Annotated in this window: 31 protein-coding genes; 9 read left to right on the plus strand and 22 right to left on the minus strand. The window is 62.3% G+C overall.

The annotated features are described in order from the left end of the window. Positions 1 to 14 precede the first annotated feature (14 nt). The 4 genes from ACQ4W6_RS02430 to flgB form a co-directional block, all read right to left on the minus strand. Positions 15 to 1277, minus strand: a complete 1263-nt coding sequence (locus ACQ4W6_RS02430) for a flagellar hook protein FlgE (RefSeq protein ID WP_436565589.1) — start codon at positions 1275 to 1277, stop codon at positions 15 to 17. Between the two features lie 64 nt (positions 1278 to 1341). Next, positions 1342 to 1995 carry a flagellar hook capping FlgD N-terminal domain-containing protein gene (locus tag ACQ4W6_RS02435; RefSeq protein WP_436565590.1) on the minus strand — a complete coding sequence of 218 codons (654 nt, stop codon included), beginning with the start codon at positions 1993 to 1995 and terminating at the stop codon, positions 1342 to 1344. Between the two features lie 3 nt (positions 1996 to 1998). Next, positions 1999 to 2415, minus strand: a complete 417-nt coding sequence (gene flgC / locus ACQ4W6_RS02440; protein WP_289887204.1) for a flagellar basal body rod protein FlgC — start codon at positions 2413 to 2415, stop codon at positions 1999 to 2001. A gap of 8 nt (positions 2416 to 2423) precedes the next feature. Continuing rightward, a complete protein-coding gene (flgB, locus tag ACQ4W6_RS02445) occupies positions 2424 to 2786 on the minus strand; it encodes a flagellar basal body rod protein FlgB (protein WP_436565591.1) in 363 nt (120 codons plus the stop codon). Positions 2787 to 3040: 254 nt separating this feature from the next. On the opposite strand from flgB, the gene flgA reads away from it, so the two are divergent. After that, on the plus strand, positions 3041 to 3688 hold the full coding sequence (flgA, locus tag ACQ4W6_RS02450; protein WP_436565592.1) for a flagellar basal body P-ring formation chaperone FlgA: 648 nt from the start codon (positions 3041 to 3043) through the stop codon (positions 3686 to 3688). Between the two features lie 7 nt (positions 3689 to 3695). Here flgA and ACQ4W6_RS02455 read toward each other — a convergent pair whose 3' ends face one another. The 17 genes from ACQ4W6_RS02455 to fliE form a co-directional block, all read right to left on the minus strand. Next, a complete protein-coding gene (locus tag ACQ4W6_RS02455; protein ID WP_436565593.1) occupies positions 3696 to 4466 on the minus strand; it encodes a glycoside hydrolase family 73 protein in 771 nt (256 codons plus the stop codon). Then, a complete protein-coding gene (flgN, locus tag ACQ4W6_RS02460) occupies positions 4453 to 4893 on the minus strand; it encodes a flagellar export chaperone FlgN (RefSeq protein WP_436565594.1) in 441 nt (146 codons plus the stop codon). The genes ACQ4W6_RS02455 and flgN overlap by 14 nt, the downstream gene beginning before the upstream one ends. Next, positions 4890 to 5180, minus strand: a complete 291-nt coding sequence (gene flgM / locus ACQ4W6_RS02465) for a flagellar biosynthesis anti-sigma factor FlgM (RefSeq protein WP_436565595.1) — start codon at positions 5178 to 5180, stop codon at positions 4890 to 4892. Before flgM ends, flgN begins: the two co-directional genes overlap by 4 nt. Before the next feature lie 16 nt (positions 5181 to 5196). Continuing rightward, a complete protein-coding gene (locus ACQ4W6_RS02470) occupies positions 5197 to 6201 on the minus strand; it encodes a flagellar motor protein MotB (RefSeq protein ID WP_436565596.1) in 1005 nt (334 codons plus the stop codon). Continuing rightward, positions 6185 to 7099 carry a flagellar motor stator protein MotA gene (motA, locus tag ACQ4W6_RS02475; protein WP_436565597.1) on the minus strand — a complete coding sequence of 305 codons (915 nt, stop codon included), beginning with the start codon at positions 7097 to 7099 and terminating at the stop codon, positions 6185 to 6187. Before motA ends, ACQ4W6_RS02470 begins: the two co-directional genes overlap by 17 nt. Before the next feature lie 57 nt (positions 7100 to 7156). Beyond that, positions 7157 to 7900: a FliA/WhiG family RNA polymerase sigma factor gene (locus ACQ4W6_RS02480; protein WP_436565598.1), complete on the minus strand. Its 744-nt coding sequence runs from the start codon at positions 7898 to 7900 to the stop codon at positions 7157 to 7159. 39 nt (positions 7901 to 7939) lie between these two features. Beyond that, entirely contained in the window at positions 7940 to 8416 is a 477-nt protein-coding gene (locus tag ACQ4W6_RS02485; RefSeq protein ID WP_436565599.1) for a flagellar basal body-associated FliL family protein, read from the minus strand. Further along, positions 8416 to 9921 carry a flagellar hook-length control protein FliK gene (locus ACQ4W6_RS02490; protein ID WP_436565600.1) on the minus strand — a complete coding sequence of 502 codons (1506 nt, stop codon included), beginning with the start codon at positions 9919 to 9921 and terminating at the stop codon, positions 8416 to 8418. Before ACQ4W6_RS02490 ends, ACQ4W6_RS02485 begins: the two co-directional genes overlap by 1 nt. Before the next feature lie 14 nt (positions 9922 to 9935). Further along, positions 9936 to 10244, minus strand: a complete 309-nt coding sequence (locus ACQ4W6_RS02495; protein ID WP_436565601.1) for a hypothetical protein — start codon at positions 10242 to 10244, stop codon at positions 9936 to 9938. Further along, positions 10237 to 10626 carry a flagellar export chaperone FliS gene (gene fliS / locus ACQ4W6_RS02500; RefSeq protein ID WP_436565602.1) on the minus strand — a complete coding sequence of 130 codons (390 nt, stop codon included), beginning with the start codon at positions 10624 to 10626 and terminating at the stop codon, positions 10237 to 10239. Before fliS ends, ACQ4W6_RS02495 begins: the two co-directional genes overlap by 8 nt. 69 nt (positions 10627 to 10695) lie before the next feature. Further along, on the minus strand, positions 10696 to 12099 hold the full coding sequence (fliD, locus tag ACQ4W6_RS02505; protein ID WP_436565603.1) for a flagellar filament capping protein FliD: 1404 nt from the start codon (positions 12097 to 12099) through the stop codon (positions 10696 to 10698). 86 nt (positions 12100 to 12185) lie between these two features. Continuing rightward, on the minus strand, positions 12186 to 12623 hold the full coding sequence (locus tag ACQ4W6_RS02510) for a flagellar export protein FliJ (protein WP_436565604.1): 438 nt from the start codon (positions 12621 to 12623) through the stop codon (positions 12186 to 12188). Positions 12624 to 12631: 8 nt separating this feature from the next. Next, complete coding sequence (fliI, locus tag ACQ4W6_RS02515; protein ID WP_436565605.1) at positions 12632 to 13942, minus strand: flagellar protein export ATPase FliI; 1311 nt, start codon at positions 13940 to 13942, stop codon at positions 12632 to 12634. Further along, positions 13939 to 14628, minus strand: a complete 690-nt coding sequence (gene fliH, locus ACQ4W6_RS02520; protein WP_436565606.1) for a flagellar assembly protein FliH — start codon at positions 14626 to 14628, stop codon at positions 13939 to 13941. The genes fliI and fliH overlap by 4 nt, the downstream gene beginning before the upstream one ends. Continuing rightward, positions 14625 to 15665, minus strand: coding sequence for a flagellar motor switch protein FliG (locus ACQ4W6_RS02525; protein WP_436565607.1), 1041 nt, complete (start codon positions 15663 to 15665; stop codon positions 14625 to 14627). Before ACQ4W6_RS02525 ends, fliH begins: the two co-directional genes overlap by 4 nt. After that, a complete protein-coding gene (gene fliF, locus ACQ4W6_RS02530) occupies positions 15643 to 17373 on the minus strand; it encodes a flagellar basal-body MS-ring/collar protein FliF (protein ID WP_436565608.1) in 1731 nt (576 codons plus the stop codon). Before fliF ends, ACQ4W6_RS02525 begins: the two co-directional genes overlap by 23 nt. Positions 17374 to 17433: 60 nt before the next feature. Next, entirely contained in the window at positions 17434 to 17772 is a 339-nt protein-coding gene (gene fliE, locus ACQ4W6_RS02535) for a flagellar hook-basal body complex protein FliE (protein WP_436565609.1), read from the minus strand. A gap of 386 nt (positions 17773 to 18158) precedes the next feature. On the opposite strand from fliE, the gene ACQ4W6_RS02540 reads away from it, so the two are divergent. The 8 genes from ACQ4W6_RS02540 to ACQ4W6_RS02575 are packed head-to-tail and all read left to right on the plus strand — an operon-like array spanning position 18159 to position 24652. Further along, positions 18159 to 18347 (plus strand): hypothetical protein, encoded by a 189-nt coding sequence (locus tag ACQ4W6_RS02540; RefSeq protein WP_436565610.1) that lies wholly within the window; start codon positions 18159 to 18161, stop codon positions 18345 to 18347. After that, positions 18344 to 19219: a FliM/FliN family flagellar motor switch protein gene (locus ACQ4W6_RS02545; protein ID WP_436565611.1), complete on the plus strand. Its 876-nt coding sequence runs from the start codon at positions 18344 to 18346 to the stop codon at positions 19217 to 19219. Before ACQ4W6_RS02540 ends, ACQ4W6_RS02545 begins: the two co-directional genes overlap by 4 nt. A 1-nt stretch (position 19220) precedes the next feature. Then, positions 19221 to 19586, plus strand: coding sequence for a FliM/FliN family flagellar motor switch protein (locus ACQ4W6_RS02550; protein WP_436565612.1), 366 nt, complete (start codon positions 19221 to 19223; stop codon positions 19584 to 19586). Further along, a complete protein-coding gene (fliP, locus tag ACQ4W6_RS02555; protein WP_436565613.1) occupies positions 19583 to 20353 on the plus strand; it encodes a flagellar type III secretion system pore protein FliP in 771 nt (256 codons plus the stop codon). The genes ACQ4W6_RS02550 and fliP overlap by 4 nt, the downstream gene beginning before the upstream one ends. Before the next feature lies 1 nt (position 20354). Beyond that, positions 20355 to 20627 (plus strand): flagellar biosynthetic protein FliQ, encoded by a 273-nt coding sequence (locus ACQ4W6_RS02560; protein ID WP_289905390.1) that lies wholly within the window; start codon positions 20355 to 20357, stop codon positions 20625 to 20627. 11 nt (positions 20628 to 20638) lie between these two features. Further along, positions 20639 to 21439 carry a flagellar biosynthetic protein FliR gene (locus tag ACQ4W6_RS02565; RefSeq protein WP_436565614.1) on the plus strand — a complete coding sequence of 267 codons (801 nt, stop codon included), beginning with the start codon at positions 20639 to 20641 and terminating at the stop codon, positions 21437 to 21439. Beyond that, positions 21429 to 22568: a flagellar type III secretion system protein FlhB gene (gene flhB, locus ACQ4W6_RS02570; protein ID WP_436565615.1), complete on the plus strand. Its 1140-nt coding sequence runs from the start codon at positions 21429 to 21431 to the stop codon at positions 22566 to 22568. The genes ACQ4W6_RS02565 and flhB overlap by 11 nt, the downstream gene beginning before the upstream one ends. Then, positions 22565 to 24652 carry a flagellar biosynthesis protein FlhA gene (locus tag ACQ4W6_RS02575; protein ID WP_436565616.1) on the plus strand — a complete coding sequence of 696 codons (2088 nt, stop codon included), beginning with the start codon at positions 22565 to 22567 and terminating at the stop codon, positions 24650 to 24652. The genes flhB and ACQ4W6_RS02575 overlap by 4 nt, the downstream gene beginning before the upstream one ends. Positions 24653 to 24695: 43 nt before the next feature. Here ACQ4W6_RS02575 and ACQ4W6_RS02580 read toward each other — a convergent pair whose 3' ends face one another. Further along, the gene (locus ACQ4W6_RS02580; RefSeq protein ID WP_436565617.1) at positions 24696 to 25787 is read right to left on the minus strand and encodes a hypothetical protein; all 1092 of its coding nucleotides are present in this window, start codon (positions 25785 to 25787) and stop codon (positions 24696 to 24698) included. Positions 25788 to 25885 lie beyond the last annotated feature (98 nt).

Consider the following 25885-nt stretch of genomic DNA (forward strand, 5'->3'; position numbering starts at 1 on the left):
TTGCGTATCGTCGATTACATCGCTTGCATCAGCGATTGCAGCATGGCGCTCTCGGTCGAGATGACCTTCGAGTTCGCCTGGTAGTTGCGCTGCGACGTCATCAGGCCCACCAGTTCGGTGGTGATATCGACGTTCGACTGTTCCAGCGAGCTCGTCGCCAGCTTGCCGGCCATGCCCACGCCAGGACGCTCGTACAGCGGTGCGCCGGAGGCGGTCGAGGCGATCCAGCTGGTGTTGTTGACGGCCGTCAGCGCACCTTCATCGGCAAAGTTGGCCAGCGCGATGGTGCCGACGTTCTTGGTTTCGCCGTTGGTATATTTCGCCATGATCGAGCCGTCCGAGGCCAGTTCCACGCCGGTGTAGGTACCCGAGGCATAGCCGTCCGATTTATTCGTCGAGGTGGTCGCCTCGCCCGCGTACAGGGTCGTGTCCGAGTAGTTCAGGTCGAACGCCAGGGCTGCAGCGCCGGAGTTGGCGGGGTTGGCCATCTTGACCGGATCAAACGTCGGCTTCCAGTCGGCGCCCTTGACTGCCGGCGGCACTGGCTCATTGTTTGGTTTTACGTTGTTGACCAAGGCCAGTTGTCCATCGGTGCCAAACTCGAGTTTGCTGGACAATGGCGGGGTCAGTGGCTTGTCGTCGAGCGTGTATTGCACTTCCACGGTGTTGGCGCCGGTTTTCACAAAATACTGGCTCAGCGTATGTTTGGATCCCAGCGAGTCATACAGCACCGATACCTTGGCGCTGTTGTAGGTCTGGATGTCGGTCTTGTCGAACTTGGTGCCATCCTTGATGGTCCATTCGGACGACAGGTTGGCGACGTACGACAGGTTCCCGGTGGCTTCTGCAGGAATTTGTCCGGTCGGGATTTTCATGTCGCCCATCGGGCCAAGCGTGGTGCTGCCTTTTGCCGCAGGCGCATAGCCCTGTACCATCTTGCCGTTCGAATCGGTCAGGTAACCGCTGCTCGACGCGCTGAAAATGCCGACGCGGCTGTAGCTCAGTGTGTTTTGCGCATCGCGGCTGACGAAGTAGCCGCGGCCATCGATGGCTGCGTCGAGCGTGCGGCCGGTGTTCAGCACGCCGCCGTTGACGCTCATGCTTTGCGTGGTCGAACCGATTTCCACGCCCGTGGCGCGGTCGCCAGCGTACATCGACGAGAAGTTGGCGCGGCTGCTGCGAAAGCCATAGGTGCCGGCATTGGCGATATTGTTACTCGACGTGGTCAGTTGCTGATTGATGGCCTGGATGCCGGACAGCGCGATGTCGAAACTCATGGTGAACTTCCTTTAGTGAAGGACTGGGTTGTTAGTATGAAAAGCCAGGGACGCTACAGGCGTATCAAGATGTCTTGCCGTTGAAACCAGTGATCGCGCCAGGGCTGACTTCACCCAGGTTGGCGACATTCAAAATCATGCTGCCGGTGGCCGACAGGCGAACACTGCTGAGTTTGCCCGCGATATCGATCGACGGCTTCTCGGCACTGCTGGTAGTGACAGCCATTGTGTAGGTACCGGCTGGCAGGCCCAACTTTTCCGGGTCGATGGTAAACGTCGCGTTGCCGGCCGACTTTGCGCCCAGCTCGATCGTGTATTCCTTGTCGGACGCATCTTTCAGGGTCAGCGTGGTCTTGCTGCTGTTGGAGGACAGGGCGATGCTGCCGCTGACCTTGCTGCTGTCGAGTTGTACCGTGTCGGTATTGACCATGACTTCCGAGCCCACCTGGGCGCCCAGAGCCAGCACTTGCATCGATTGCAGCACGCTGGCATTGGCGCTGGTCAGCGTCGACAGGTTCTGCATCGCTTCTGTCTGCGCCTGCTGCGTCAATTGATTGACGAACTGGCTGGGATCGGTTGGCGAGAGCGGGTCCTGGTTACGGATCTGCGCCACCAGCAATTTGGTGAACATGTCCTGCGTGGCATTGTTTTGCGAGGCGACCGTATTGCTGCCGGTGCCGCTGCTACTGGTGTTATTTGTAAAGAGATTGGTTTCCATGACTTATGCTTCACCTAATTTGAGGAGCGACTGCTGCATCGACTTGATGCGGCCCAGAACTTCGACATTCGTTTCAAACGCGCGCGAGGCCGACATCATGTCGGTCATCTCGGCCACTTGATTGACGTTGGGGTAGTACACCATGCCATCGGCATTGGCCATCGGGTGGCCCGGCTCGTAGACCTTGCGCAGCGGTTCATCGCTTTGCACCACGTCGAGTACCTGCACGCGGCCGCCCGCACCGCTGGCGCCAGGGCCATCCATCACGGCGGAAAACACGGGTTTGCGCGCGCGGTAGGTTTCGCCCTCGGAACCGGCAACGGAATCGGCATTGGCCAGGTTGCTGGCGATGGTATTGAGGCGCACGGTTTGCGCCGCCATCGCCGAGCCGGCGATCTTGGAAATATCCTGGAAGCTCATGCTGATCCTTATTGTCCGGCAATGGCCTTGGACAGGCCCCGCAGTTTCATGTTGACGAAAGTGAGGCTGGTCTGGAAATCGGTGGCATTCTGCGAGAATGCCGCCTGTTCGACGCCGATTTCGACGGTGTTGCCGTCGCGGCTGGGGTGGTAGGGTACGCGGTACAGGCCGCTGGCATCGTCATCGGTCGACAGCAGGCCCGCTTCATTGTCCTGCAATTGCTGCAGGGCGCTGCCGAAATCCATGTCCATGGCCTGGAAGCCGGGCGTGTTTTCATTGGCGATGTTGGCCGCCAGCACGCGTGTACGGTCGGCACGCAGCGCGAGTGCATCGGCATGCACGCCGAGTGCGTCCTTGAAATTAATCCCCATGGTCATCCTTTGTATTGAATTCGATCGTGCTTTTTGCAGTTCGGGCTAGAAAATAGGTGGTGCAGAGGTAAAATCCCAGCCTGGTCATGTTGACGCATGGTAAGGTCATGCCGCTTCAGTATCTTTGATTAAGGTTAGCAATGATTCATTTCAACAGTATTTCCATGATCCGAAACAAGCGGCCACGTCTTCACATACTGCTTCCTGGCCTATTTTTACTGACCAGCCTATATAGTAGTGCAGGACGCGCAGAATTGCCAGCCGACAATATATTTTCACGTGTGGAACTATTGGCGCGCGAGCAATTGGCACTGCAGGCGGCCTCGGCCGGGTTGCTGGCGCCGCAGTTTCAAGTGGCCGTGGTGAAAAGCACACGGCCCATGCCGGCCTGCGCGGCGAGCGTCGCGCTCGAAGCGGCGGACAGCCGTTCGGCGCAGCGCATGCGCTTCGTGGCGGTGTGTCCTGGGAGCAACGGTTGGCGCTACGAAATGCTGGTGCGCGGCAGCATTACGGCGCAGGTCGCCGTGACCAGCGCGCCCGTGACGGCCAATACGCCGCTGCAATCGGGCGACGTGGTGCTGGCACGGCGCGACGTGACGATGGTGCCGGACAGCATTTCCTCCTTGCCCGGCGCCGTTGGCCAGTCGAGCCGGCGCAGCCTGCGCAGCGGCGAAGTGCTGCGCCAGGGCCAGCTGGCGTCGCCCGTGCTGGTCAAGCGCGGCAGTGCCGTGAGTATCGTTGCGCGCAAGGAGCAGGTGGAAGTGAGCATGGCCGGTGAAGCGCTGGAGCCTGGTGCGTTGGGGCAATTGATCCGCGTGCGCAACGCCACCAGCGGCACGGTGATACGTGCCAGGGTGCTCGATGCGGGCGTGGTGGAACCGGCCGATATGGCCGGCCGTTGAGGCAGGATTATTCTGCGGCGGCCGTGCGCTGCAATCGCGTCGCCAGCTGGGTCAGCTTGGCGGCGTAGTTGGGATCGGTGGCATAGCCGCCACGCGCCAGGCCTTGCGCGAAGGCGCCCGCGTCAGCGCCCGTGTTCAGGGCAGCGCGGTAGCGTGGATTGTCCAGCAGCACTTGCGCATAGTCGCGGAAGGCGCTGGCCTGGTCCGGGTAGCTGCGGAAGCGTTCAGTTTTCTTCAGGGCCGTGCCGCTGCCCGCTTCATACTCGGTGGTCAGGTTGCTGGCCACTTCACCCTGCCATTTGCCGCCAGCCTTGATGCCGAACAAGTTATTCGTGTCCTCCCCCGTGCCCTGGCGCAGTGGACGCTGGCCCCAGCCGGACTCCAGCGCCGCATGGGCGGCAACGATTTCCGGCGCCACGCCCAGGCGCGCACCGGTTTCTTGCGTCCACGGCTTGATCGAGGCGAGAAACTGCTGCTGCACTTCGCCGATCTCGCCGCCCTGGCTGATCCTGCCCAGTACATTGACCGGCTGGCTCTGCTCCAGATAGGCGCGCCCTTGCGGGTTCAAGGTGGTCGCGCTGCCGCCGCCCTGTTCGATGAAGCGGGCCACGTCGCCTTGCACCTGCTGGAATACGCTGCTGAAACTGCCGCTGTTGGCCGTGGCAGCCGTGGCGTTGGTGGCATTGGTGGCGCGCATATTGCCCTGTACCGCATTGGTCGCCATCGTCGATGGCGTCGCCGGCGTGGCGCGGGTGCTTAAAAAATCAGGCTGGCGCATAGGTATCTTCCTCGCCATTGAGCACGCGCTGCATGATGGTGTACTGCTCGGTTAATAAATCGCTGTTGCGGGCATTCAGGCGCTTGCATTCAAGCACCATCTGTTCCAGCGCGGCCCAGTCGCGCACGGCCGTCATGCGCGCTTCTTCTTGCAGTAGCGCAAACAGTTGCGGCATATCGCCTTGCGGCCCCAGGAGGGCGCTGACGAGGCTGACGCGCTGGCGCCGGCGCGCATCGAGCGGCTCGACGGCGGCGATGACCTGGTCGGCCAGCGCCGTCAGTTGCGCGCTCTGGTGGCGCAAGCTGGCCTGGAATTGTTCTTCCAGTAAACCTTGCAGGGCGCTGTAGCCGATGCTGTCGTCGCTGATGCCTTGCAGCACGCGGCGCATGGCTTCCTGACGGGTGATGCCCTTGCGCGGCGCGGTCATGATTCGCCGCCGTGAAAACGCTGGATCAGGCCCGCCAGTTTCGCTGGATCAAATGGCAATTCGCCCTTGGCGAGCGCATCGCGCAGCATGGCCACGCGCTCGTGGTCGATCTCTGGCATGGCGCGCAGGGCAGCCATGGCCGGTTGCAGCACGGCCGATTGCATCTGCTCGCCCGCTGCCGAGCCGGGCGTGACCGCACCGGCTGCCGCGTTCTCGGCGATCGCCTCGGCCGGCGCCACGGCGCTGCTGCGTACGGCAGCGCCGGTATTGCCGGAGGAGATTTTCATACGTTGTCCCTTGCCTTTAATTTGCATGCTCGTCCCGTTCTTTCTTCGCGGGCAAGCCCAGCTTGTCGCGCAGGCGCTGCAGCGTTCCCGCGTCCGGTTCGCCCACTTGCAGCTCTTCGCCCTGCGCCTTTTTACCGGCCATGCCGAACATGGCGGCGATGTTGTCGGCCTGGCCGCGCGTCAATATTAACAGTTCAATGCGGCGGTTGATGCCGGCGCCGGCATTTTTGACGTCCAGCGGTGCGCGGTCGGCCATGCCCACCACTTGCAGCACGCTGTCCGGACTCATGCTGCCAACCAACAATTGCGCGCGCGCCGACATGGCGCGGTTGGCCGACAGGGTCCAGTTGGAATAGCCTTCATAGCCGGTATTGGCGTATTGGATTGAATCCGTGTGGCCGACAATCAGCATCTGGTTGTCCATCTGGGCGAAAACCGGGCCCATCTGGCGCAGCAATTTACGGAAGCGGTCGGTCGGCACGGCGCTGCCGCGCACGAACATGCCTTGCTTGTCCGTATCGTGCAGCATGACGCGCAAGCCGTACGGCGTGATGACCGATTGCAAGTTGCTCTTCAGGCCAGCTTCATCGCTGAGCTTGTCGAGCGCGCGCGACAGGGCCAGCAAGTCTTCCGGCGACTGGTAGCTCACTTTCGTCTGGTTTTGCGACGCCGAACCGGCCTTGCCGTCTTGCGTCTGCTTGCCTTCCGTGCGCGTGTCTCCCGTGCCTTTGCGGGGCATGGGGAAGCGCTCGATCAGGCTGCCGCGCGGGCCGCCTTTCTGTTCCGGCATGACGCCCTGGCCTTCGCCCTGGCGGCTGCCTGCCGACGCATCCATCATGATTTCCTTCATCGCCTGCTGCTCGCGCGCGGCCATCAGCCACAGCACGAGGAACAGCGACAGCAGGGCCAGGCAAAAGTCGGCGAACGCGACTTTCCAGGCGCCGCCGTGGCTATCCTCATCATGCTTGCGCCCGGCGCGCTTGATGATGGCCTGTTCATGTTTCTCATGCGGCTTTAGCACGGCGGCCTCCCCGCCCTTGGCTTTGCTCTTGTTCGGCGCCGCGGTCTTCGAGCGCAGTGATCCAGCTTTCCAGCTGGGCGAAACTCGGCTTGATGTTCAGCTGCACCAGGCGGCGGCCCGCATCGATGGCCAGCAGCGGCGGTTTGCCCGCCACGTGCGTGACCAGCACCACTTTCACGCATTCCATGGTCGAGCCTTCTTCCCCCACCAGTTGCTTCATCATGTTGCACATCGGATCGAGCACGCCGTAGCAGAAGAAGATGCCGATGAAGGTGCCGACCATGGCGGCGCCCACTTTTTCCGAGATTTCCGCCGCATCGGCGCCGTCGGCCACCGAATTCATGGCCATCACGATGCCCAGCACGGCCGCCAGGATGCCGAAACCTGGCATGGCTTCGGCGATCTTGTGCAAGGATTTCGACGGTTGCAGCAATTCGTCATGAATGGCTTCCAGTTCCTGCTCCAGCACGCCTTCGAGTTCATGCGCGTTGATCTTGCCCATCGCCATCAGGCGGAAGTTGTCGACGATGAAGGCCAGCAGTTTCGGCTCTTCCAGCACCAGCGGATAGCGCTGGAACAGGGCGCTTTCGCGCGGCGCCTCGACGTGCGCGTCGAGCGCCTTCAGGCCGCCGGCGGCCGTTTGCAGCAGTTCATACATCAGCAGCAGCAACTGGCGCTGGAATTCTGAGCCTTGCTTCTTGTGCGTGACGATCTTGCGCATCTGGTGCAGCATTTCACCGAGTACATGCTTGGGGTTGCCCAGCACCAGGGCGCCGACGGCGGCGCCGATGATGATGATCAACTCCACCGGTTGCCAGATCGCGTGGACGGTGCCGCCCATCAGGGCAAAGCCTCCGAATACACATACCATCACGATTAAGATACCGATAATTACCATGTCAACTGCCTTTCTGCGTCATTGTGCTGCGTCAATTTTGTGGATGTTGCTTAACTCTTATGCGTCCTGCAGCATGGCTCTCATCTTGCCCAGTGCCGTCTTGTTGAGCTGGCAGACGCGGGCGTCGCTCAGGTCCAGCACGGCGGCAATTTCCTTATAGCTCAGTTCGAATTCGTAATACATCTGCACCACGCGCTGCTCGCGCTCATCGAGCGTGCGCAAGGCTTGCTCCAGGCTGCGCCGCAGCATCAATTGCTCTTCCGGGCTCGGTGCGCTATCGGCCTGGCCCAGGCTTTCCTGCAGCACTTCGTCGAAACTGGCGATCAGCTCGGCGTTTTCCGCCAGCTGATATTCCTGGAACGCTTCCGGCGTCAGCTTCAGCGCAGCCATGACTTCCCCGTCCAGCGGCTCGCGCCCCAGGCGCCGGGTCAGGGCGCGCACGCTGTCGCGCAGGCGGTGGCTTTCCTGGCGCACGGCGCGCGGACGCCAGTCCTGGCGCCGCAGCTCATCGAGAATGGCGCCGCGGATGCGCAGGCTGGCATAGCTGCCGAAGGACTGGTCGGGCAGGCCGTAGCGGCGCAGCGCTTCGAGCAAGCCCATCAGGCCGATCTGCTCCATGTCGTCGCGGTCGATGGCGCCCGACACCTGCGAATTGAGCTGGCGCACGATGCGTTTCACCAGCGGCGAATAGGCCAGCAGATGCTGTTGCTCTTCAGCAACACTGAGCACGGCCGCGCAAGCGCTGGCGGCGGCATATTCGCCGGCGCCATACGCTTCCTGGTATTGCTCTACATAGGCCACGGGGTCTCCCACCAAGTCGGCTGGCGTGTTGGCGTCGGCTTATTCAATGATCAGCTTGCCGACCATGACTTCGGTGAACGGCTTTTCCATCTGTTCGCGCTCATAGCTGACATTGAAGGCCTTGTTGATATGTTCGGCGTATTGTTCCACGGTCATGGTTTGCGCCTTGTCCACCGGAAAGCTCGACAGGGTGCTGACGGCGATCGAACGCATCAGCGGCAAGTGGTCCTTGGTCAGCTTTTCCTTTTCTTCGGTGGTGGCGATTACCAGGTCGGCCGACAGGTAGTGCGTGTCCGTGTCGCCAGGGCCGCGGCGCAGCATCACGATGACCTTGTCGAGCGTGATGAACTTGCGTGCCTTCTTGCCCGTGGCGGGCGGTGGCGGGGCTTTCACCTCGGCAGCAGCGCCGGGCGCGGAGACAGGCTTGGCCAGGTACCACATGGCGCCCCCGGCCGCGCCGGCGGCCAGCACGGCCACCGCGACAAAGGCGCCGATCAGTTTGATTTTCATATTCATCAGGTAGTTTCTCGTTCATGCAGGGCGTAAGTGGCAGCGGCAGTGTTGCCGTCGGACAGGGCACGGCCCGGCTCCGCATCGTCATTCTGGCGCCCAGGCTGACGCTGGCCGCGCGCATCGCCTTCGGCAAATGCCTGGGCGGCGGGGCTGCGCGGGGTGGCGCTGATATTCACGGCCACCTCGGTATATTGGCGTTGCGCCAGGTCGCTGCGCATGTTCTCGCCGATGCTTTGCAGCTGGCGCAGCACTTCCGGGTTCGACGCCGTGACGTTGACCTGCAGCGCGCCGGCCGTGTGGCGGATGGAAATTTCAATGCGGCCCAGCATCGGCGGTTCGAGGCGGATCATGGCGTGCTCGCTGTTGCGGCCTATCTGCGTCTGCAGGCGCTCGCCCAGCGCTTCGCGCAGCGGTTCCTGCCATTGCTGAGCAGGGCCGTTGAGTTTGATGGTTTCGCTGCCCGGCAGCGCCGGTGCGCCATTCGCCAGCGTGGCGCTCAAGCCCAGGTTGGGCGTGGGGGGGGTGAACGGTGCAGCGGCGCGCTCGCCATCGCGGACGGTGGCGGCGCTGGGCGCGAACGCGCTCTGAACCTTCAGCGGTTCGACAGCAATGGAGGGCGCCGGGTTGGCGGTTCGTCCGCTATCCTGGATGGTGGCGGCGCTGGCCATGGACGCGTTCTGAACCCACTGCGCCCCGACAGGGGTGGCAGGCGTGCTGCGCACACTGCCTTTGGCTGTGCGTTCGCCATCGCGGACGGTGGCGGCGATGGCCACGGGGGTGTTCTGCGCCAACAGCGGCTCGACTGGGGTGGCAGGCGCGCTGGTGGCGCTGGCCATGGGCGCGTCTTGAATCAACGGCGGCGCGGCAGGGGTGGCAGGCGTGCCGTGCACGCTGCCTTTGGCTGTGCGTTCGCCATCGAGGACGGTGACGGCGCTGGCCACGGGCGCGTTCCGAGCCAACGGCGCTTCGGCAGGGGCGGCAGGCGTGCTGCCTGCGCCAACTGGCAGCGGATTGGCGGCGGCCAACGGTTCACGTGCGCCGCCTTTCGTTGGCAGCGCCGCCTGGGTATGCCGGCTGAATGTGGCGGGGTGCGGGCTGATATTTAGGGCAGGATAGGCTTGCGTGCCATGGACAGTTACTTGCGTTTGGACCTGCGCTGCCTCGTTGCGCGCGTCAATTGCCGCCGCATCTGCCTGCGGCAAGATGTTGGCAGGCGGCATCATCAGTGGCACTGCCATGGCGGGCAGGCTGCTTTCAGGTGATGTTGCGGCACTGGCGATATCGGCTGGCGCGCCTTCGTTCGCATCCGTATCCGTCCGTGCGTCTGCGTGATGCGCTGCCGGTATATCGGTCATGGCCGTGCCCATGACCAAGGCGAAAAGGGGTACTGGCGGGCTATACAGGCTGGCATCGGCGCCGGCGTTGGCCGACATGCCGGTTGCCACGGATGGGGAAATATCCGCATCCGATTTGCCGCTGGGAGGGAAGGCTGTGCTTGTATTAGCCATATTAAAACGCATATTCATACTGGATTCTCATCGTGATACATGGCGCCTTCAATCGCATACGCGACCCAGCCTTCTTGCTTCGAGTGTATTTCGCCTAGCTGCAGTCCCAGGCGCTGCTTCTCGTCGGAGCATAGCTGCAATGCCTGCGCGTGCACTTTGCGCAAGGTCAACAGGGCGGCGCGCTCGTGTTCCAGCACGGCAGCGACGCCGGCCAGTTCCTGGGCCAGTTTTCGATCCAGCAAGGCCAGTGCGTTCCAGTCCTGTTTGGCGGCTGCGGCCTGCAGCTCCCTGGCCAGTTGCAGCCACGCGCTGGCATTAGCCATTTTTAGCCTGCACGCCCTGCCAGCCTTGCTTGATCGTGGTCAGCAGGGTCGTCACTTCGTCGATCAGGGCCGGGTCGAGCGTGATGCCGGCCGAATACAGGCGGCCAGTGCAGTATTCATACAGGCGGCCAAGATTGGCGACGACTTCGCCACCATGCTCGAAATCAAGTGAACTCGACAGGCCGTTGATGATTTCCGCGCATTTGTTGAGGCTGATCGCCTTTTGTTCATAGCGCTTGCCGACGATATGTCCGCGTGCGCGCGCCAGTTCTTCCAGCAAGCCGTCCGTGAGCAGCAAGACCAGTTCGACTGGCGTGGCGCGCGACGTTTGCGCATCCAGGTTGACGGCGTGGTAATTACTGTATGCATCGTGGTTCATCATTTTTTCTCACTTAAAAGCTGGGTGCAACTGGCAGGCTGGCGCCACCCGTTACGCGGGTGGCGTCAGCCTCTAGGTAGTCTTGTCGGTGCTGAACAGGGCATCGAACATATCTGTCGTTTGCGACATGCGCGCCTGCAATGTTTGCAGTTGCGTAAATTGCGCCTTGTAGCGGTTGTACATGGTCGTGTAGTCGGCCTCGAACTTGGTCTGGCGCTCGTCGAGCGTCTTTTGCAGCTTGGCTACCGAGGTTTCACGCTGGGTCAGCACGCCGTTGGTGGAAGTCCAGCTTTCGATGAACTTGTCGAGCTTGCCTGCGATGCCGCTCGGTGCACTGGCCGAATTGTTGCCGATGGCCTTGTCCAGTCCGGTCGGATTGGCTTTCACGGCCGCTTCGAACTTGGCCGAGTCGAGCGCCAGGGTACCGTTGCGCTGCGCCGTGATGCCAAAATTGGCCAGCGATCCCGTGACCGTTTCGCGCAGGGTGCGCACCAGCTGGTCACGCAGCACGCGCACGCCGCTGTCGGCAGAGAAGACGCCTGCCGCCTTGCCGGACGATGGATCGCCTGGATCTGTCAGGCCGTCGAGCACGGCCTTGAGCTTGTTGTAGGCCGTGACGAAGCTTTGCGCATTGGTCGTCGTGGCCGAGGTGTCGAGCGCCACGGTCAGCGTCATCGGCGCGTCGCCGCTCGCCTGGGCCTTGGTAAACGTCATCTTCACGCCATCGATGTTGCTGAAGGTATTCGACGATTGCTCGATGCGGTTGCCATTGTCGACGCCATCGGCAGGCTTGCCGCCAACCCAGAGGATGGCATTTTCCGCCTTGACCAGCTCTTTCGGCGCAGGTGTCATTGCCGTTTCCAGGGCGCCAGCACCCAGCGCACTGACGTCGAAGTCCAGTTTACCTTCTTCACCGCTGACATTCGAGGTCAGCACCAGCTGGGCTACGCCGCCGATGGTGATGACGGACGCCGTCACGCGCGCATTGTTTTTCGGTTCCGCATTGATGGCGGCGGCAATTTCCTTGACCGACAGCGACGGATTGCCATCGCTGTTGGCCTTGCTCAAGTCCACCGCGAAGTCGCCCGTGCCGACCTTGATCGTCAGTGTGCCGGCCTCGGCAGCGGGAGTATCGCCCAGGCCGCCGAACGATACCTGATGATTTGTGGCCACTTTTTCCACGAACAGCGAATACGTGCCGGGCGCCGCCGTCGACGAAGCCGTGGCGCTGCCCAGGGCAGTATTGCTGAAAGTAGCGCCCTGCGTCAGCAAGGTCTTGCCGTTGGTCAAGCCCAACAGGCTGGAACTGAAGGTGGTCAATGCCATCTTCAGGTTCGTCAGCCCGCCCGACGTGGCCGTCGCCGCCTTGGTCTGGGCGGTGATGCGCGCCTGCAGATCGGCCGTGTACTTGTCGGTCAGTGCCTGGGCCGACGCCGTCGGGTCATAGGTATTCGAAGAGGTAGTGGATATGGCCATGTCAGACTCCTAAAATTAGCATGCAGGATATACCTCATGACAAGGCGACCAAATATTCACTTTTCTGAAATTATTTCTGTAATACATCATTTTACCTGCCCACGGAACCAGAATTGGGTTGCCAGTTCGTCCTGCCGCTTGGCGTCCACTCTTTGTTGCTCATTTGCAACATGTTTCTGTTTTTGCGTCAGCACCTGGCCCAGCACCTCGCGTTTGGCCCAGGCCGTATTCAGGGCGCGCTGCGAGACGGCCATGTTCGCTACGTGCAGGTGCAGGTCGGTACGGTGCTGGTCGGCCATCTGCATGACCGCCTGCTTGAAATTGCCGCAGTTGACGGACAGCGCCAGGGGCAGGGCGCCGCTGGGGCCGCTATCCGTGTACAGGTCCGTCAGGCGCTCCAGGTTCTTCTGGTAGCGCTCGCGCACGGCCGTCTGCGCCGCCATGTCGCTTTGCAGGCGTTCCACCTCGGTGCTGCGCAGGCCGACCAGGGTGGTCAGGTTGCGTATCGTATGCGCATCGCTCACAAATGCTCCTAGGCCATGATCTGTTCAAGTTGTGCGATGCAAGGCCCCATCGGCGCCTCTTCCGTGGTGCCCTGGCACAGAAATGCCTCGATCGGCGCGTGCAACTGCACGGCGCGGTCGGTGATCGGGTCGGCGCCGGGCACGTAGGCGCCCAGCGGGATCAGGTCGCGCACGCGCGCATGGCGCGCCATCGATGCTTTCAGCGCGCGCGCCGCCAGCATGTGGCTAGGGGTGATCACCTGCGCCATGCAGCGGCTGATCGAGGCGGCGATGTCGATGGCGGGGTAGTGGCCCCGCTCGGCCAGTTCGCGCGTGAGTACGATATGGCCGTCGAGAATCGCGCGCGCCGTATCGACCACGGGGTCTTGCTGGTCATCGCCTTCGGCCAGCACGGTGTAGATGGCGCTCATGCTGCCTTGCGGGTGGGCGCCATTGCCGGCACTCTCCACCAGTTGCGGCAAATTCGAAAACACGGATGGCGGATAGCCGCGCGTGGCCGGCGGCTCGCCCAAGGCCAGCGCCACTTCGCGCAGCGCCATCGCATAGCGCGTCAGCGAATCGACCAGCAGCAGCACGTGCTTGCCCTGGTCGCGGAAGTGCGCGGCGATGGAGTGGCACAGTTCGGTGGCCATGATGCGCATCAATGGCGATTCATCGGCCGGGGCGATCACCAGCACGGCCTTCTTCAAGCCCTCGGCGCCCAGCGATTTTTCGACGAACTCGCGCACTTCGCGTCCCCGTTCGCCGATCAGGCCGACGACGACGACATCGGCCACCGTCTGGCGCGTGATCAGGCCCAGCAGCACGCTTTTTCCCACGCCGGAACCGGCCATCAGGCCCACGCGCTGTCCCTTGCCCAGGGTCAACATGCTGTTGATGGCGCGCACGCCCACGTCCAGCGGTTCGATCACCGCTTGCTTCTTCAGGGGATTGACTTTTGGCGGCGTCACTTCCAGGATGTGCTCGCCACCTAAGCGGCCCAGGTCGTCGATCGGCTCGCCCAGGCCGTTGACCATGCGGCCCAGCCACGACGGGCCGATCTGCAGGCTGGCCTTGTCGGGCAGGGGCAATACGCGCGCGCCCGTGGTCAGGCCCGTGGCCTTCTTGAACGGCATCAGGTAGGACAGTTTTTCGCGAAAACCGACCACTTGCGCGTCCAGCCACTCGCCATTCACAGTTTCAATTTGACAACGCTGACCCGTGTGCAGGCGGCAGCCGGCGCTTTCCAGCAGCAAGCCGGAGGCGCCGACCAGGCGGCCGGTGGGTGTCGCCACCGGAATATCGCCGATCTCGAAGCTGCGCAGCGTGTCGGCGATCATGCAGGCGCGCCTTGGTCTGCGTGTTCGGCGGCCAGCGCCAGGTGGCTGCTGACCTGCTCCATGCAGGCGGTCAGGCGCTGATGGCAGCCGGCGTCGACTTCATTGTCGCCGGCCTTGATGCGGCATTCGCCTGCATCCAAGCGGGCGTCGGCGATCAAATTCCAGCGCTTGGCGCGCTTCGGATCGAGTTCGCTGATGCGTTTCAATTCTTCCGGGTTGAGGAAGACGTCGATTTCTTCGCGCGTGGGCGGCATCGAAGCGAGGGTTTCGTCGACCAGGGCCAGCAATTGCACGGGCTGCAGCGCCAGTTCGGCGCGGATCACCTGGCGCGCCACCTTGGCCACCAGGTCGACCACTTCCTTGCGCTGCGCGGCGCGGTAGTCGGCGCGCACTTTTTTCAGGTCGCGCAAGATCGCGTCGACGGGGCGTGCCAGGCGGTCCAGCGTGACCAGGGTTTCATTGCGGCCTTCTTCGCGGCCGTGTGCCATGCCATCGCTGCGCCCGGAGTCGTAGCCATCCTGCTGGCCTTGCACCATGCCCACCTCATAGCCGTCGCGCTGGCCCTGCTCAAAACCTTCCGAGACGGACGCCTGCCACTGGCCATCGGTATCCTCGTTCGAGGCGCGCTGGCCGGCGGCGATGAATTGCGACAATGGCGGAAAACGATACGCGCGGAAGTGCTTCATTCGATCACCGCTTCGGCAAACAGTTGCACTTCGATCTCGCCCGCATCGGCCAAACCCTTGACGGTAGCCATGATTTCCTGGCGCGTTTGTTCGATACGGGACAGTGGCACGGGGCCGGAACGGCGCATCATGTCTTCGAAGCTCTGTGCCTGGCGGCGCGGCATGGTTTTCAGCACGGCATCGCGGATCGACGGTTCCGCGCCCTTGAGGGCGACGGCCCATTGTTCCATCGGCACGTCTTCCAGGATGCGGGTGAGCGTGACATCGCTCTGCGTGGCCAGGATCAGGAAGTCGTACATGCTCAGCTCGATTTCCGAAACCACGTCCGGGTCGTGCGCGCGCAGCAGCTCGACCAGCGCGGCGCGGTTGCCCGGCATGCGGTTGAGAATCTCGGCCGCCTGGCGAATGCCTTCCACGCTGGTGCTTTGCGTGTCGAGCGTGCCCAGGCAGCGGCCCACCAGTTCATCGAGCTCGACCAGCAGGTCGCGGTCGATCTCGTCTAAGCGGGCCAGGTTCAGCAAGACCAGGTCGCGGCCTTCGACGGGCAGGGCGTCGAGAATCTGCCCGGCCAGCGCGGGCGGCAGGAAGGCCAGGAACACGGCCTGCATCTGCACGTGTTCGTTGACGATGTATTCGGCCAGCCATTTTGGCGAAGCCCACTGCAGGCGTGCCATTTTTGGACGGATGGCGTCGCCATAAATGTTGTTCAGCACGCTATTGGCGATATCGCTGCCCAGCGCCATGTCCAGCGAACGCTTCAGGTAGCTGCGCGAGGCGCCATGCACGCCGCTTTGCTGGCGGTAGTCATCAAAAAAGGTCTGCATGGCCGTTTTCACGGCTTCGACCTTGATGCCGCTCATGCGCGACATCACTTGCGTGACTTCCAGTAATTCTTCGCGCGACAGGCAGCGCAGCACGTTGGCTGCCTGCTCTTCGCCTATGCTCAGCAGCACGATGGCGGCCTGTTCCACGGGATTTAAGCTGACGCTCTCGTATTCGGCGGCGTCAGGGAAGTTATTGTTGTTGAGTTCGGCCATTTTTCTGCATCCATTGTTTGACGACTTCGGCGACACGCTCGGGTTCTTTTTCGGCCAGCACTTTCAAGTGGTCGACCATCACGTCGACGGCCGAGCCAGGCGGCGGCAAGTTATAGTTTTCCAGCAGCGGCACCACCGGCATGCTGCCGGCAGCGCTGGCTTCACCTTCGAGGGCAGGCAAGCCATTCAGACCCAGGGCTGGCGCGCCAGCGGCCGTGACGCCATTCGCGCCGGCGGTGCTGCTGCCGGCCAGGGCCAGGGCCGGATCGAGCTGTTTCAGCGGTGGCGGCGCCAGGCGCGAGGTCAGCAGGCGCAGCAGCGGGCGCAGGATCAGGAAGTAAGCAAGCACGGCGCCCAGTGCGTACAGCAGCCAGCTACTGAAATCGACGACGGTGTCGCGTTCTTCCCACCACTGCGCCACGGGGGCCTTGGCGGGGAAGGCCAGCGCCGTCAGGCTCAAGCTGTCGCCGCGCTGGGCGTTGATGCCCAGGCCGCTGCGCAGCATTTTTTCGATGTTGCCCAGTTCTGCCGGGGTCCAGCCGCTCTTTGGATTCGGTGCGGCGGCGCTGTTGAGCACGACGGCCACGCTGAGTTTTTCCAGGCGGCCACGGCTGCGCTTGATCTGCGTGATGGTGCGGTCATACGCGTACTGGCGCGTGGTGGCGTTCTTGCGCGCCGTGCCATCGTCGGCAGCCCTTGGTGCGCCAGCGGCTGCGGCTGCTGCTGCGGCGTCGGCCGGGGTGGGCACGGCGGCGGCGGGCGGACGGTTCGACAGGCTGCCGGGAATGCCGGCCACGGTGCGGTTGCGCTCCTGCTCTTCACGCATCGCTTCGCTGGTCACTTTCGGGGCTTCGCCGTACTTTTCCAGCGTTTCCTCGACGCGGTCGTTATCGACTGCGGCCGTCACGCTGAGCTTGAAATTGTCTTCGCCGATGACGGGGCCAAGCAGGCCGGTGATGTTGCGGCGAATCTCATCCTGGAAACGTTTTGCGCCTTCATTGCCGGCGGCCGAAGCGTCGAAGCCGTCCGTCAGGTCGATGTGCGAGGATAGCAGGTTGCCGCCCTGGTCGACCAGGCTCACGCGCGTCGGCGCCAGGCTGGCCACGCTGCCGGCGACCATGTTGATCACGGCGGCGATCTGTTCCGGCGCCAGCGTGCGGCCCGGTTTCAAGGCCACCACTACCGACGCGGAGGATTTGTCGCCGTCGCTCGATACAAACGAGGTCGACTTGGCAATCGACAGATGGACGCGCGCCGAAGCGATCGCATCCATCGTCATGATGCTTTGTGCCAGCTCGCCTTCCAGGCCGCGGCGAAAGCGCACGTCCTGCACGAATTGCGACACGCCCAGCGGGTCATTCTTGTCCATCAGCTCCAGGCCGGCCGGCAGCTGCGCCGTCACGCCTTTCGAGGCCAGCAGCATGCGCACCTTGCCCAGCATGGCGTCCGGCACCAGCACCTGGCCGCTGTCCGGATGCAGGCGGTAGGGGATATGTTCGGCGTCCAGGGTTGCCATCATATCGGTCACGGCCACTTTTTCGCGCGCGCCAAAGACCGGCTTGTAGCTCGCCTGGTCGCGCCAGAAGTACATGGTCACCATGGCGGTAATGCCGATGGCCAGTACAAGGATGGGAACCAGGTTTTTCAGCAGGGCAGGCGGGATAGCGGGCTGGGCGCCAGGGCGCCAGCGCGCAAATGCGGACTTCATGGTGGTAATCACTTGGGGTAACTTTCGCTGGGAGGCTGGGCGTGGATCTGGACGTGCAGATTACAAAGGCAGTTTGATGAGTTCGTCGACGGCGCCCATGACTTTATTGCGCACTTGCATCAACATGGAGAAGGACAGGCTCGCTTCCTGGCTGGCCAGCATGGCGCCGACCAGGTCGTCGCTCTTGCCGCTGTCGACGTCGCTCATTTTTTGCGCGGCCATGCGGTCATCGTTGTTGATCTTGCCGACGGCGTCTTTCATGCTTTGCGCGAACGAGAAGCCGGATTGTTCGCCTGCGCCGATATTGGCGGCCGGCGCAATGCTGGCGCCGAGGGCGTGTGCGTCGTTGCTCAGTGCTGCCAGGTCGGCCTTGATCAGACCTGCGAGTTCATTGCTCATGTTGCCCTCTACTTTCAATATGCGGTGACGTATCAATCAGAAATACTGGTGTTGCCATGCAGGCGCAAGGGCATTGCGATGCCATCGCGCCCGGCCCGATTCCCAGGCCGCATCAGTTTTATCAGTTGCCACACCATCCGCTGCAAGCAGACTTAAACAAATCCAGCAAATCTTGCCAACCTACGCCGACGTGATTTACAGATGGCCATGATAACCAATATATAGCTGATAAAAGTTTCTACAGGTGGCAATAAGAGGGACTGAAAACTGCCATAAAAACCGGAATCAGGTAAGCGCAATGGCGCACTGCAAATCAACATTTTGTCGGCAGAAGCTTACCTTGCGGCAACTATAAAGTAAAGAGCGGATTGGCTCAAGGAATATTGATGCATGGCAATATTTGTGATTATCATGTATTGTTCAGCACCGTAGTCATCTGGCATGCGTACCAGGCACAATCGTTGCCATCGTTTGCTTGCATTGCCGTCAACAAGGCCACGATGATGCTGTATTTAATTTCGGGCGATCCGTATAATTTGTTCTGCCACCGCAATACCGACATGACCACTACATGACAACCATTACCAAGACAGATCAAACTACGCGCCATCAAGTCCTCGATTCCTGTCTGCTTGGACGTCCTGTCCACTTGCTGCATGTATTCGCTGCCCAGTTGCGCGACGACCTGACCGTGGCGCTGCGCCAGCCCATGAGCCGGCGCTACTGGGGTAATTTTCAGATCGACGCCGTGGCCTTGTCGCGGGTCGACAACGACGACAGCGTGAACCGCTGGCTGAGTTTCTCCACGCCCGCCGGCCAGGCCGGCTTTGCCCTCGAACGCCAGATACTCTTGAGCGTGCTGAACTATCGCTATGGTAGTGCCGGCGCCAAGGGCGCGCTGCCCGATCCGGTGAAGGTGCGCGTGACGGCCACCGAAGAGCGTCTGGCTGTGGTGCTGGGACAACAGTTAGTGACCAGGCTGTTTGCGCGCATCCACAAGAATCTGCAGGCGCTGGGCAAGACCAGCGCCATCGATGCCAGTGCCGAGCTCGCCGTGCAGTCGGGCGTGCATCCGGCGCGCGGCAGCTGGATCGTGACGGTATCGCTGAGCGATGTCGATGCGGGACAGAGCGGTTCCTTCTGGTTCTCGCTCGACAAGCGCCTGATGGCCGATGTGCTGCGCGGCCTGCTGCCCGAGCGCGCGCAAGCGAAGAAGGCCTTGCGCAGCGTGCGTCCGCTCGCTTCGCGCCTGCAAGTGACGCTGGAAGGCCGGCTGGTCAGCAAGCAGGTGCAGCTGGGTGCCCTGTTTGACCTGCGCGTGGGCGACGTGATTCCCGTCAGCCTGAGCCGCACCGATGTGATGCTCGATGACTCCCGTTTATTTACAGCAGCGGTTTCCGAACACAAGGGCAAGCTCTGTTTAACCTCATTTGAAGATGTCGAATAATATGAATATGACCGATAGCAACCAGAGCGAAACCTTGCTGGAAGACCTGGGCGACGATATGATCATCGACCAGGGCGACGTTGCCGATGTCGCCAGCACCCGCGCACGCCGTGATATTCCGCAAATGATGCGCAAGATTCCCGTCACCCTGACGCTGGAAGTCGGTTCGGCGCGCATTTCGCTGGAAGAATTGATGGCCATCGGCCCCGAGAGCGTGATCGAACTTGACATGCTCGCTGGCGAACCGCTGGTGATCAAGGTCAACGGCACGCCGATCGGCCGCGCCGAAGTGGTGGTGGCGGGCGAGAATTACGGCTTGAAAGTCATCGACCTCGACGGCCTCAATCTCGACCTGATGACAGCATGAAGCTGGTGGTACCCGGTGTGACCCGGCGCCACGGCCCGCTGGCCGCCGCGCTCGCCATTCCCGTTCTGATGCTGTATTGCAGCGCCGCCGGCGCGCAGGATTTGCTGTCCGGCATCGTGCCGGGCGCGAAGACTGACCTGTCGGTCAAGATGCAGATCCTGGTCGTCATGACGCTGCTCGGGCTGCTGCCCGTAATGGTCATGATGATGACCAGCTTTACCCGCTTCGTCATCGTGCTCTCCCTGCTGCGCCAGGCCCTGGGCCTGCAGCAGGGCTTGCCTAACCGTATCGTCACCGGCATCGCCCTTATCCTGACCTTGCTGGTCATGCGCCCCATCGGTGAGCAGATGTGGAAAGAGGCTTTCGTGCCGTATGACCGCGACCAGATCGGCATGCAGGAAGCCTTGAAGATCGCCGAAGTGCCGATTTCACGCTTCATGCTGGCGCAGACGAGCAAGGCCGCGCTGGCGCAGATTGCGCACCTGGCCGGCGAGCCGTCGACCATGCGCCCGCAAGACCACAGCTTCACGGTCAAGCTGGCAGCGTTTGTCTTGTCCGAACTCAAGACGGCGTTCCAGATTGGCTGCATGCTATTCATCCCGTTCCTGATCATCGATCTGGTGGTGGCGTCCGTACTGATGGCGATGGGTATGATGATGCTCTCGCCGCTGGTCATTTCGCTGCCGTTCAAACTGCTGTTGTTCGTGCTCGTGGACGGCTGGACCTTGACCGTCAACACCCTGGTTACCAGCATACAGGCGTACTGACATGCTGACCCCTGAAGTTGCCGTCGACCTCATCATTGAAGCCCTGCATGTGGTCATGCTGCTGGTGGTCATCCTGGTCGTGCCGGGTTTGCTGATGGGCCTCTTGGTCGCGCTGGTGCAGGCGGCCACGTCGATCAATGAACAGACCATGAGCTTTTTGCCGCGTCTGCTGGTGACCCTGCTGGCCCTGATACTGGCCGGGCGCTGGATGGCCGGTTACCTGATGGATTATTGCGTGTCGATATTTCAGCGCGCCGCCACGCTGGTTGGATAGCGCCGCGCACCATGGATCAGATTTTCAATCAGGTGCTGCCGTTTCTGCTGGCCGTGTGGTGGCCGTTCTGCCGCATCCTGGCCATGCTCAGCGCCTCGCCCGTGATCGGCGACGGCGCCGTGCCCGTCACGGTGCGCATCCTGCTTTCCCTGATCCTGGCGATCCTGATGCTGCCCGTGATGCAGGCCTCGGGCATCTCGCAGGAATTGCTGAAGATCGATCCATTTTCGCTGTACGCCATCGTCGCCACCCTGGAGCAGGCCGTCATCGGCTTCATCCTGGGGCTGGCGTTTCACTTCGCCATGTCGGTCATGTCCGTGCTGGGCTATATGGTGTCGAGCCAGGTGGGCTTTTCCATGGCCGTCATGAATGACCCCTTGAATGGCACTTCGTCGGATGTGATTTCCGGCATGCTGACCATCATGTGCATGATTGTCTTCTTTGCCGTCGATGGCCATCTGGTGCTGACGGGCGTGATCGGCGCCAGCTTCAAGGCATGGCCCGTGGGGCACGGCTTTGCTCCGCTGCTGCTGCAGACGGTGGCCTACAACGTGGCCTGGATCTTCGCCGCCGCCATGCTGCTGGCCTTGCCAATCGTGTTTTCCACCATGGTGGTGCAACTGGGTTTTGGTTTCCTGAACCGCGTGGCGCCGTCGCTGAACCTGTTTTCGCTGGGTTTTTCCCTGATCACCGTGTTTGGCTTACTGATGCTGGCGCAGATCGTGCGTTTCGTGCCGGAACACTATATCGCCATGACAAACCGGGTGCTCGACATGATCGCCGAACAGATGCGGGTGGCCCATGGCGGATAGCAGCACGGGCGACAAGACCGAAAAGGCGTCACAGCAAAAGCTGAAGAAGTCGCGCCAGGAAGGGCAGGTGGTGCGTTCGCGCGACCTGTCGACGGCGCTGGGCATCCTGATCAGCATGAAGCTGTTCGTCTTCCTGCTGCCTGGCTACCTGGATGCCTTTCGGCAATTGTTCGCCATGGCCTTCATGCCGCTCGACGGCAAAGGTGCGCTCGATAATGCCATGTCGATGGCGTTTACCACCTCGGTGAGCTTGCTGATCCAGATGATCGTGCCGCTGTTTTGCGTGCCCCTGTTCGTGGTGCTCGGTTCATTGATCCCTGGCGGCTGGGTCATCAGCAGCAAGAACTGGATGCCGAAGATGGAGCGCCTGAGTCCGGCCAAGAACCTGGGCCGCCTGGTGTCGCCCAAGCATGCCTTTGAATTCGGCTTGTCCATCGCCAAGGCTGCCGTGCTGGGCATGGTGCTGGTGCATGTGAGCCGTTCCAGCCTGACGCAGTATGTGGATTTGCAGCACCGGCCACTGTCGCAAGCCATGCTCGACGGCTCGGCCCTGATGCTCGACAGCCTGATGGCGCTCGTTGCAGTGTTCGTCCTGTTTGCCGTCATCGACGTGCCGGCGCAGGCCTTTTTCTTTGCCCGCAACCAGCGCATGAGCAAGAAGGATGTCAAGGAAGAGCACAAGAGCAGTGAAGGACGGCCCGAAGTACGCCAGCGCATCCGTCAGCTGCAGCAGCAGATCGGCCGGCGCAGCGTGCGCAAGACCGTGCCCGGCGCCGACGTGGTGATCGTCAATCCCGAACATTACGCCGTGGCATTGAAGTATGACCAGGACCGCGCCGAGGCGCCCTTTGTCGTCGCCAAGGGCGTCGACGAGATGGCGCTGTATATCCGCCAAGTGGCGAAGGAAAATAATATTGAAACGCTGGAGCTGCCGCCGCTGGCGCGCGCCATCTACAACACCAGCCAGGTGCAGCAGCAGATCCCCGCGCAGCTGTACCAGGCCGTGTCGCAGGTGCTGAACTATATCTTGCAGCTGAAAGCATTCCGTTCTGGGCAGCGTGCCGCCCAGCCCCCATTTCCCACCGAGGTGGTCGTGCCATCTCATTTGAGCGAGGTAGTACCTTCATGAATTTCCTGAACCGCGTGGTTGCCGAAATGCGCCGCCACAAGTTCGTCACGCCGCTGTTCCTGCTGGTGATCCTGGCCATGATCATCCTGCCGCTGCCGCCGGTGCTGCTCGATATCTTGTTCACGTTCAATATCGTGTTGGCACTGATCGTCATCCTGGTCAGCGTCTCGGCCAAGCGGCCGCTCGATTTCTCCGTCTTCCCGACGGTGATCCTGGCCACCACCATGCTCAGGCTGACCTTGAACGTGGCCTCCACGCGCGTGGTGTTGCTGCACGGCCATACGGGCGCGGACGCGGCCGGTAAGGTGATCGAGGCCTTCGGTAACGTGGTCATTGGCGGCAACTTCGTCGTCGGTATCGTGGTCTTCGTGATCTTGATGATCATCAACTTCGCCGTGGTCACCAAGGGTGCCGAGCGCATCTCGGAAGTGTCGGCCCGCTTTACGCTCGACGCCTTGCCGGGCAAGCAGATGGCCATCGACGCCGACTTGAACGCCGGCCTGATCAACCAGGAAAAAGCCCAGGCGCGCCGCAAGGACGTGGCTGCCGAGGCCGATTTCTATGGCGCCATGGACGGTGCCTCGAAGTTCGTGCGCGGCGACGCCGTCGCCAGTATCTTGATCTTGATCATCAATATGGTCGGTGGCGTGGCCATCGGTTCGCTGATGCACGACCTGTCATTTGGCGAGGCTTTCCGCCAGTACGCGCTGTTGACCATCGGTGATGGCCTGGTGGCGCAGATCCCGGCGCTGCTGCTGTCGGCCGCTGCCGCCATTCTCGTGACCCGTATCAGCGATGCGGGCGATTTCGAACAGCAAGTGGCGGGCCAGGTGCTGACCTCGCCGACGGTGATCTACAGCGCGTCCGGCATGATGGTGGCGCTGGCCCTGATTCCGGGCATGCCGTGGTTCATGTTCATGACCTTTGCCGGCGTGCTGGCTTTCGTTGCCTGGCGCCTCACGCAGCGCGTCAAGGCGCCCGATTCGGCCGGCATGGCCGCCATCGAAGCGGCCTTGCGTGATGACAAACCTGCCGAGCTGGAATGGCAGCAACTGCCGGCCGTGCAGCCGCTGATGGTGATGCTGGGCTACAAGCTGGTGGGCATGGTTGACAAAACGCAAGGCGAACCGTTGAACAAGCGCGTCAAGGGCGTGCGCCAGAGCCTGTCCGAGTCGATGGGCTTGCTGCTGCCCAATATCGGCGTGCGCGACGATCTGTCCTTAAAGCCGTCGCAATACGCGATCATGCTGTCGGGCACCGTGGTGGCGCAGGCCGAGGTGCAGGCCGACCGCCTGATGGCGATTCCGTCGCCGAATGTGTACGGCCAGCTGGACGGCATTCCCGGCATCGAGCCGGCCTACGGCATGCCCGTCACCTGGATCGAACCGGGCGACAAGGCGCATGCGCTGGGCCTGGGCTACCAGGTTATCGAGGCGCCGAGCGTGATCGCCACGCATCTGTCGAAGATGGTGCGCGAATACTTGCCGGAACTGTTCCGCCACGAAGACGTATCAAACATCATGGAGCGCCTGGCGGCCCTGTCGCCCAAGCTGGCCGGTGCACTCGACAAGGCCCTGACGCACACGCAGATGCTGCGCGTGTTCCGCGTCTTGCTGGCAGAAAACGTGTCATTGAAAGATATCGTGCCCATCGCCACCACCTTGCTCGATAGTTCGGAAACCACCAAGGATCCGATCCTGCTGGCGGCCGAAGTGCGCTGCGCGCTGCGGCGCCAGATCGTCAGCGGCCTGTTCGGCCAAAAGATGGAAATGCAGGCATTCAATTTGGGTGGCGAGCTGGAAAACATGCTGCTGGGCTCTTTGAACCAGGCGCGCCAGGCGGGCAAGGTCACGCTGGACAATTATCCGATCGACCCGCATTTGCTGTCGCAACTGCAAGTCAACATGCCGGTGGCGCGCGAACAGATGAAGCAGCAGGCCACGCCGCCGCTGCTGCTGGTGCTGCCGCAGATCCGCCCGCTGCTGGCCCGCTATGCGCGCCTGTTTGCGCCGGGCCTGCATGTGCTGTCCTACAATGAAATTCCGGAAAACCGCGAAGTGAGCATCATCGGTACGGTGGGATAACTATAAAAAAACGGCGCTTCAGGCGCCGTTTTTGCATGCTGCTTCAATCCTGCTCGTCGATGGGCGGCAGTAACGCGTGCTCCAGCCCGTCGGCCAGCAGCACGGCGTCGTCGCCATAGTCATCGCCATAATCGTAGCCCAGCGGGGCTGCCACTTCCTTCGAGGCAATGATTGCGTCCTCCGGCTCGGCTGGAGGGGAGGCTGTGCCTGTGCTGTCGGGCTTGGTGGCCGTTTCCGCTTCCGGCTGCGTCAGCAGCAGCGCCACTTCGGCCATGGCGCGGAACAGGGGCAGCGACAGCGCGGCGGCGGCCGACTGCATGGGATAGTTGCCGTGCACGCGCTGCGCATGCAGCTGGCGGTTCAGGCGGCAGCGCACCACGCGCAGGCCGGCGCGCCGCACGGCGTCGGCGATCTCGGGCAGCGCCAGGCGCAGATGGCGCAGCGCGGCCTCTTCATCGGCGGCCAGTTCGAGCAGCACGCCGTCGCCGGCCGGCTCCATCTGGATCACCACCCGGCCGATGCCGATGATGATCAGTTCGACGCGCAGCGCCACCTTGCCGCGGCGCTTCGGCGGTGCACCTTCTTCGTCCTCGTCGCTGACCAGCACGCGCAGCAGCAGGCGTTGCCCGCCCCAGCCGTAGACGGCAAAGCGCCATGCTTCGCTGTCGATGCTCAACGGTGGCCTGGGGCCTTCGCGCAGCAGGGCCGGCTGCTGCTCGGCCATGAAGAGGTTGCCCGGCACGTGCTGGCCGCGCGCCTGTTCCTGCAGCGCGGCATATTGCTGGCCATAGGTCTTGACCATCACGCGCCAGGAGGCGGCCAGCTGCGCCGCGTCGGGCGCCTGCCACACCAGCTGGCGCGTAAAGAATAGTTGATTGACTTGCATGGCGCTGCTGTCGCGCGCGGTGGCGCCAAAACCCTCGGCGTTCGGCTTGACCAGGGACGCCAGGCTGTCTTGCGTTTTCTGCTGCAGTTGCGCGGGCAGGGTGCCGGCATCGGGCGCGGGCGCCATGTAGGGGCCGATCGGCACCAGCGGCTGCACCACGCCCGGCACCATCGGCGTAGCGTTGCTGACGTCGAGTCGCTGCGTGATCAGGGGCAGGGCATTGCCTGCGGAAACGCGGTCTATCGCCATTGCTACTCCTCCCGCATGGGATGAATAAAAAAAAGCCAACTGCTCGCGCAGTTGGCTCTGGTCGGCCCGACCCGAGCCAGGTCAGGACGCGCTTGCTA

This window comes from Janthinobacterium woesei (assembly GCF_051380875.1).
GTDB lineage: Bacteria > Pseudomonadota > Gammaproteobacteria > Burkholderiales > Burkholderiaceae_D > Janthinobacterium.

What these genes read in the sequence shown, in the direction of transcription:
- ACQ4W6_RS02430 (WP_436565589.1), bottom strand. Translation starts at nt 1,277, where the DNA reads ATGAGTTTCGACATCGCGCTGTCCGGCATCCAGGCCATCAATCAGCAA.
- ACQ4W6_RS02435 (WP_436565590.1), bottom strand. Translation starts at nt 1,995, where the DNA reads ATGGAAACCAATCTCTTTACAAATAACACCAGTAGCAGCGGCACCGGC.
- flgC (WP_289887204.1), bottom strand. Translation starts at nt 2,415, where the DNA reads ATGAGCTTCCAGGATATTTCCAAGATCGCCGGCTCGGCGATGGCGGCG.
- flgB (WP_436565591.1), bottom strand. Translation starts at nt 2,786, where the DNA reads ATGGGGATTAATTTCAAGGACGCACTCGGCGTGCATGCCGATGCACTC.
- ACQ4W6_RS02455 (WP_436565593.1), bottom strand. Translation starts at nt 4,466, where the DNA reads ATGCGCCAGCCTGATTTTTTAAGCACCCGCGCCACGCCGGCGACGCCA.
- flgN (WP_436565594.1), bottom strand. Translation starts at nt 4,893, where the DNA reads ATGACCGCGCCGCGCAAGGGCATCACCCGTCAGGAAGCCATGCGCCGC.
- flgM (WP_436565595.1), bottom strand. Translation starts at nt 5,180, where the DNA reads ATGAAAATCTCCTCCGGCAATACCGGCGCTGCCGTACGCAGCAGCGCC.
- motA (WP_436565597.1), bottom strand. Translation starts at nt 7,099, where the DNA reads ATGGTAATTATCGGTATCTTAATCGTGATGGTATGTGTATTCGGAGGC.
- ACQ4W6_RS02485 (WP_436565599.1), bottom strand. Translation starts at nt 8,416, where the DNA reads ATGAATATGAAAATCAAACTGATCGGCGCCTTTGTCGCGGTGGCCGTG.
- ACQ4W6_RS02490 (WP_436565600.1), bottom strand. Translation starts at nt 9,921, where the DNA reads ATGGCTAATACAAGCACAGCCTTCCCTCCCAGCGGCAAATCGGATGCG.
- ACQ4W6_RS02495 (WP_436565601.1), bottom strand. Translation starts at nt 10,244, where the DNA reads ATGGCTAATGCCAGCGCGTGGCTGCAACTGGCCAGGGAGCTGCAGGCC.
- fliS (WP_436565602.1), bottom strand. Translation starts at nt 10,626, where the DNA reads ATGATGAACCACGATGCATACAGTAATTACCACGCCGTCAACCTGGAT.
- fliD (WP_436565603.1), bottom strand. Translation starts at nt 12,099, where the DNA reads ATGGCCATATCCACTACCTCTTCGAATACCTATGACCCGACGGCGTCG.
- fliI (WP_436565605.1), bottom strand. Translation starts at nt 13,942, where the DNA reads ATGATCGCCGACACGCTGCGCAGCTTCGAGATCGGCGATATTCCGGTG.
- fliH (WP_436565606.1), bottom strand. Translation starts at nt 14,628, where the DNA reads ATGAAGCACTTCCGCGCGTATCGTTTTCCGCCATTGTCGCAATTCATC.
- ACQ4W6_RS02525 (WP_436565607.1), bottom strand. Translation starts at nt 15,665, where the DNA reads ATGGCCGAACTCAACAACAATAACTTCCCTGACGCCGCCGAATACGAG.
- fliF (WP_436565608.1), bottom strand. Translation starts at nt 17,373, where the DNA reads ATGAAGTCCGCATTTGCGCGCTGGCGCCCTGGCGCCCAGCCCGCTATC.
- fliE (WP_436565609.1), bottom strand. Translation starts at nt 17,772, where the DNA reads ATGAGCAATGAACTCGCAGGTCTGATCAAGGCCGACCTGGCAGCACTG.
- ACQ4W6_RS02540 (WP_436565610.1), top strand. Translation starts at nt 18,159, where the DNA reads ATGCATGGCAATATTTGTGATTATCATGTATTGTTCAGCACCGTAGTC.
- ACQ4W6_RS02545 (WP_436565611.1), top strand. Translation starts at nt 18,344, where the DNA reads ATGACAACCATTACCAAGACAGATCAAACTACGCGCCATCAAGTCCTC.
- ACQ4W6_RS02550 (WP_436565612.1), top strand. Translation starts at nt 19,221, where the DNA reads ATGAATATGACCGATAGCAACCAGAGCGAAACCTTGCTGGAAGACCTG.
- fliP (WP_436565613.1), top strand. Translation starts at nt 19,583, where the DNA reads ATGAAGCTGGTGGTACCCGGTGTGACCCGGCGCCACGGCCCGCTGGCC.
- ACQ4W6_RS02560 (WP_289905390.1), top strand. Translation starts at nt 20,355, where the DNA reads ATGCTGACCCCTGAAGTTGCCGTCGACCTCATCATTGAAGCCCTGCAT.
- ACQ4W6_RS02565 (WP_436565614.1), top strand. Translation starts at nt 20,639, where the DNA reads ATGGATCAGATTTTCAATCAGGTGCTGCCGTTTCTGCTGGCCGTGTGG.
- flhB (WP_436565615.1), top strand. Translation starts at nt 21,429, where the DNA reads ATGGCGGATAGCAGCACGGGCGACAAGACCGAAAAGGCGTCACAGCAA.
- ACQ4W6_RS02575 (WP_436565616.1), top strand. Translation starts at nt 22,565, where the DNA reads ATGAATTTCCTGAACCGCGTGGTTGCCGAAATGCGCCGCCACAAGTTC.
- ACQ4W6_RS02580 (WP_436565617.1), bottom strand. Translation starts at nt 25,787, where the DNA reads ATGGCGATAGACCGCGTTTCCGCAGGCAATGCCCTGCCCCTGATCACG.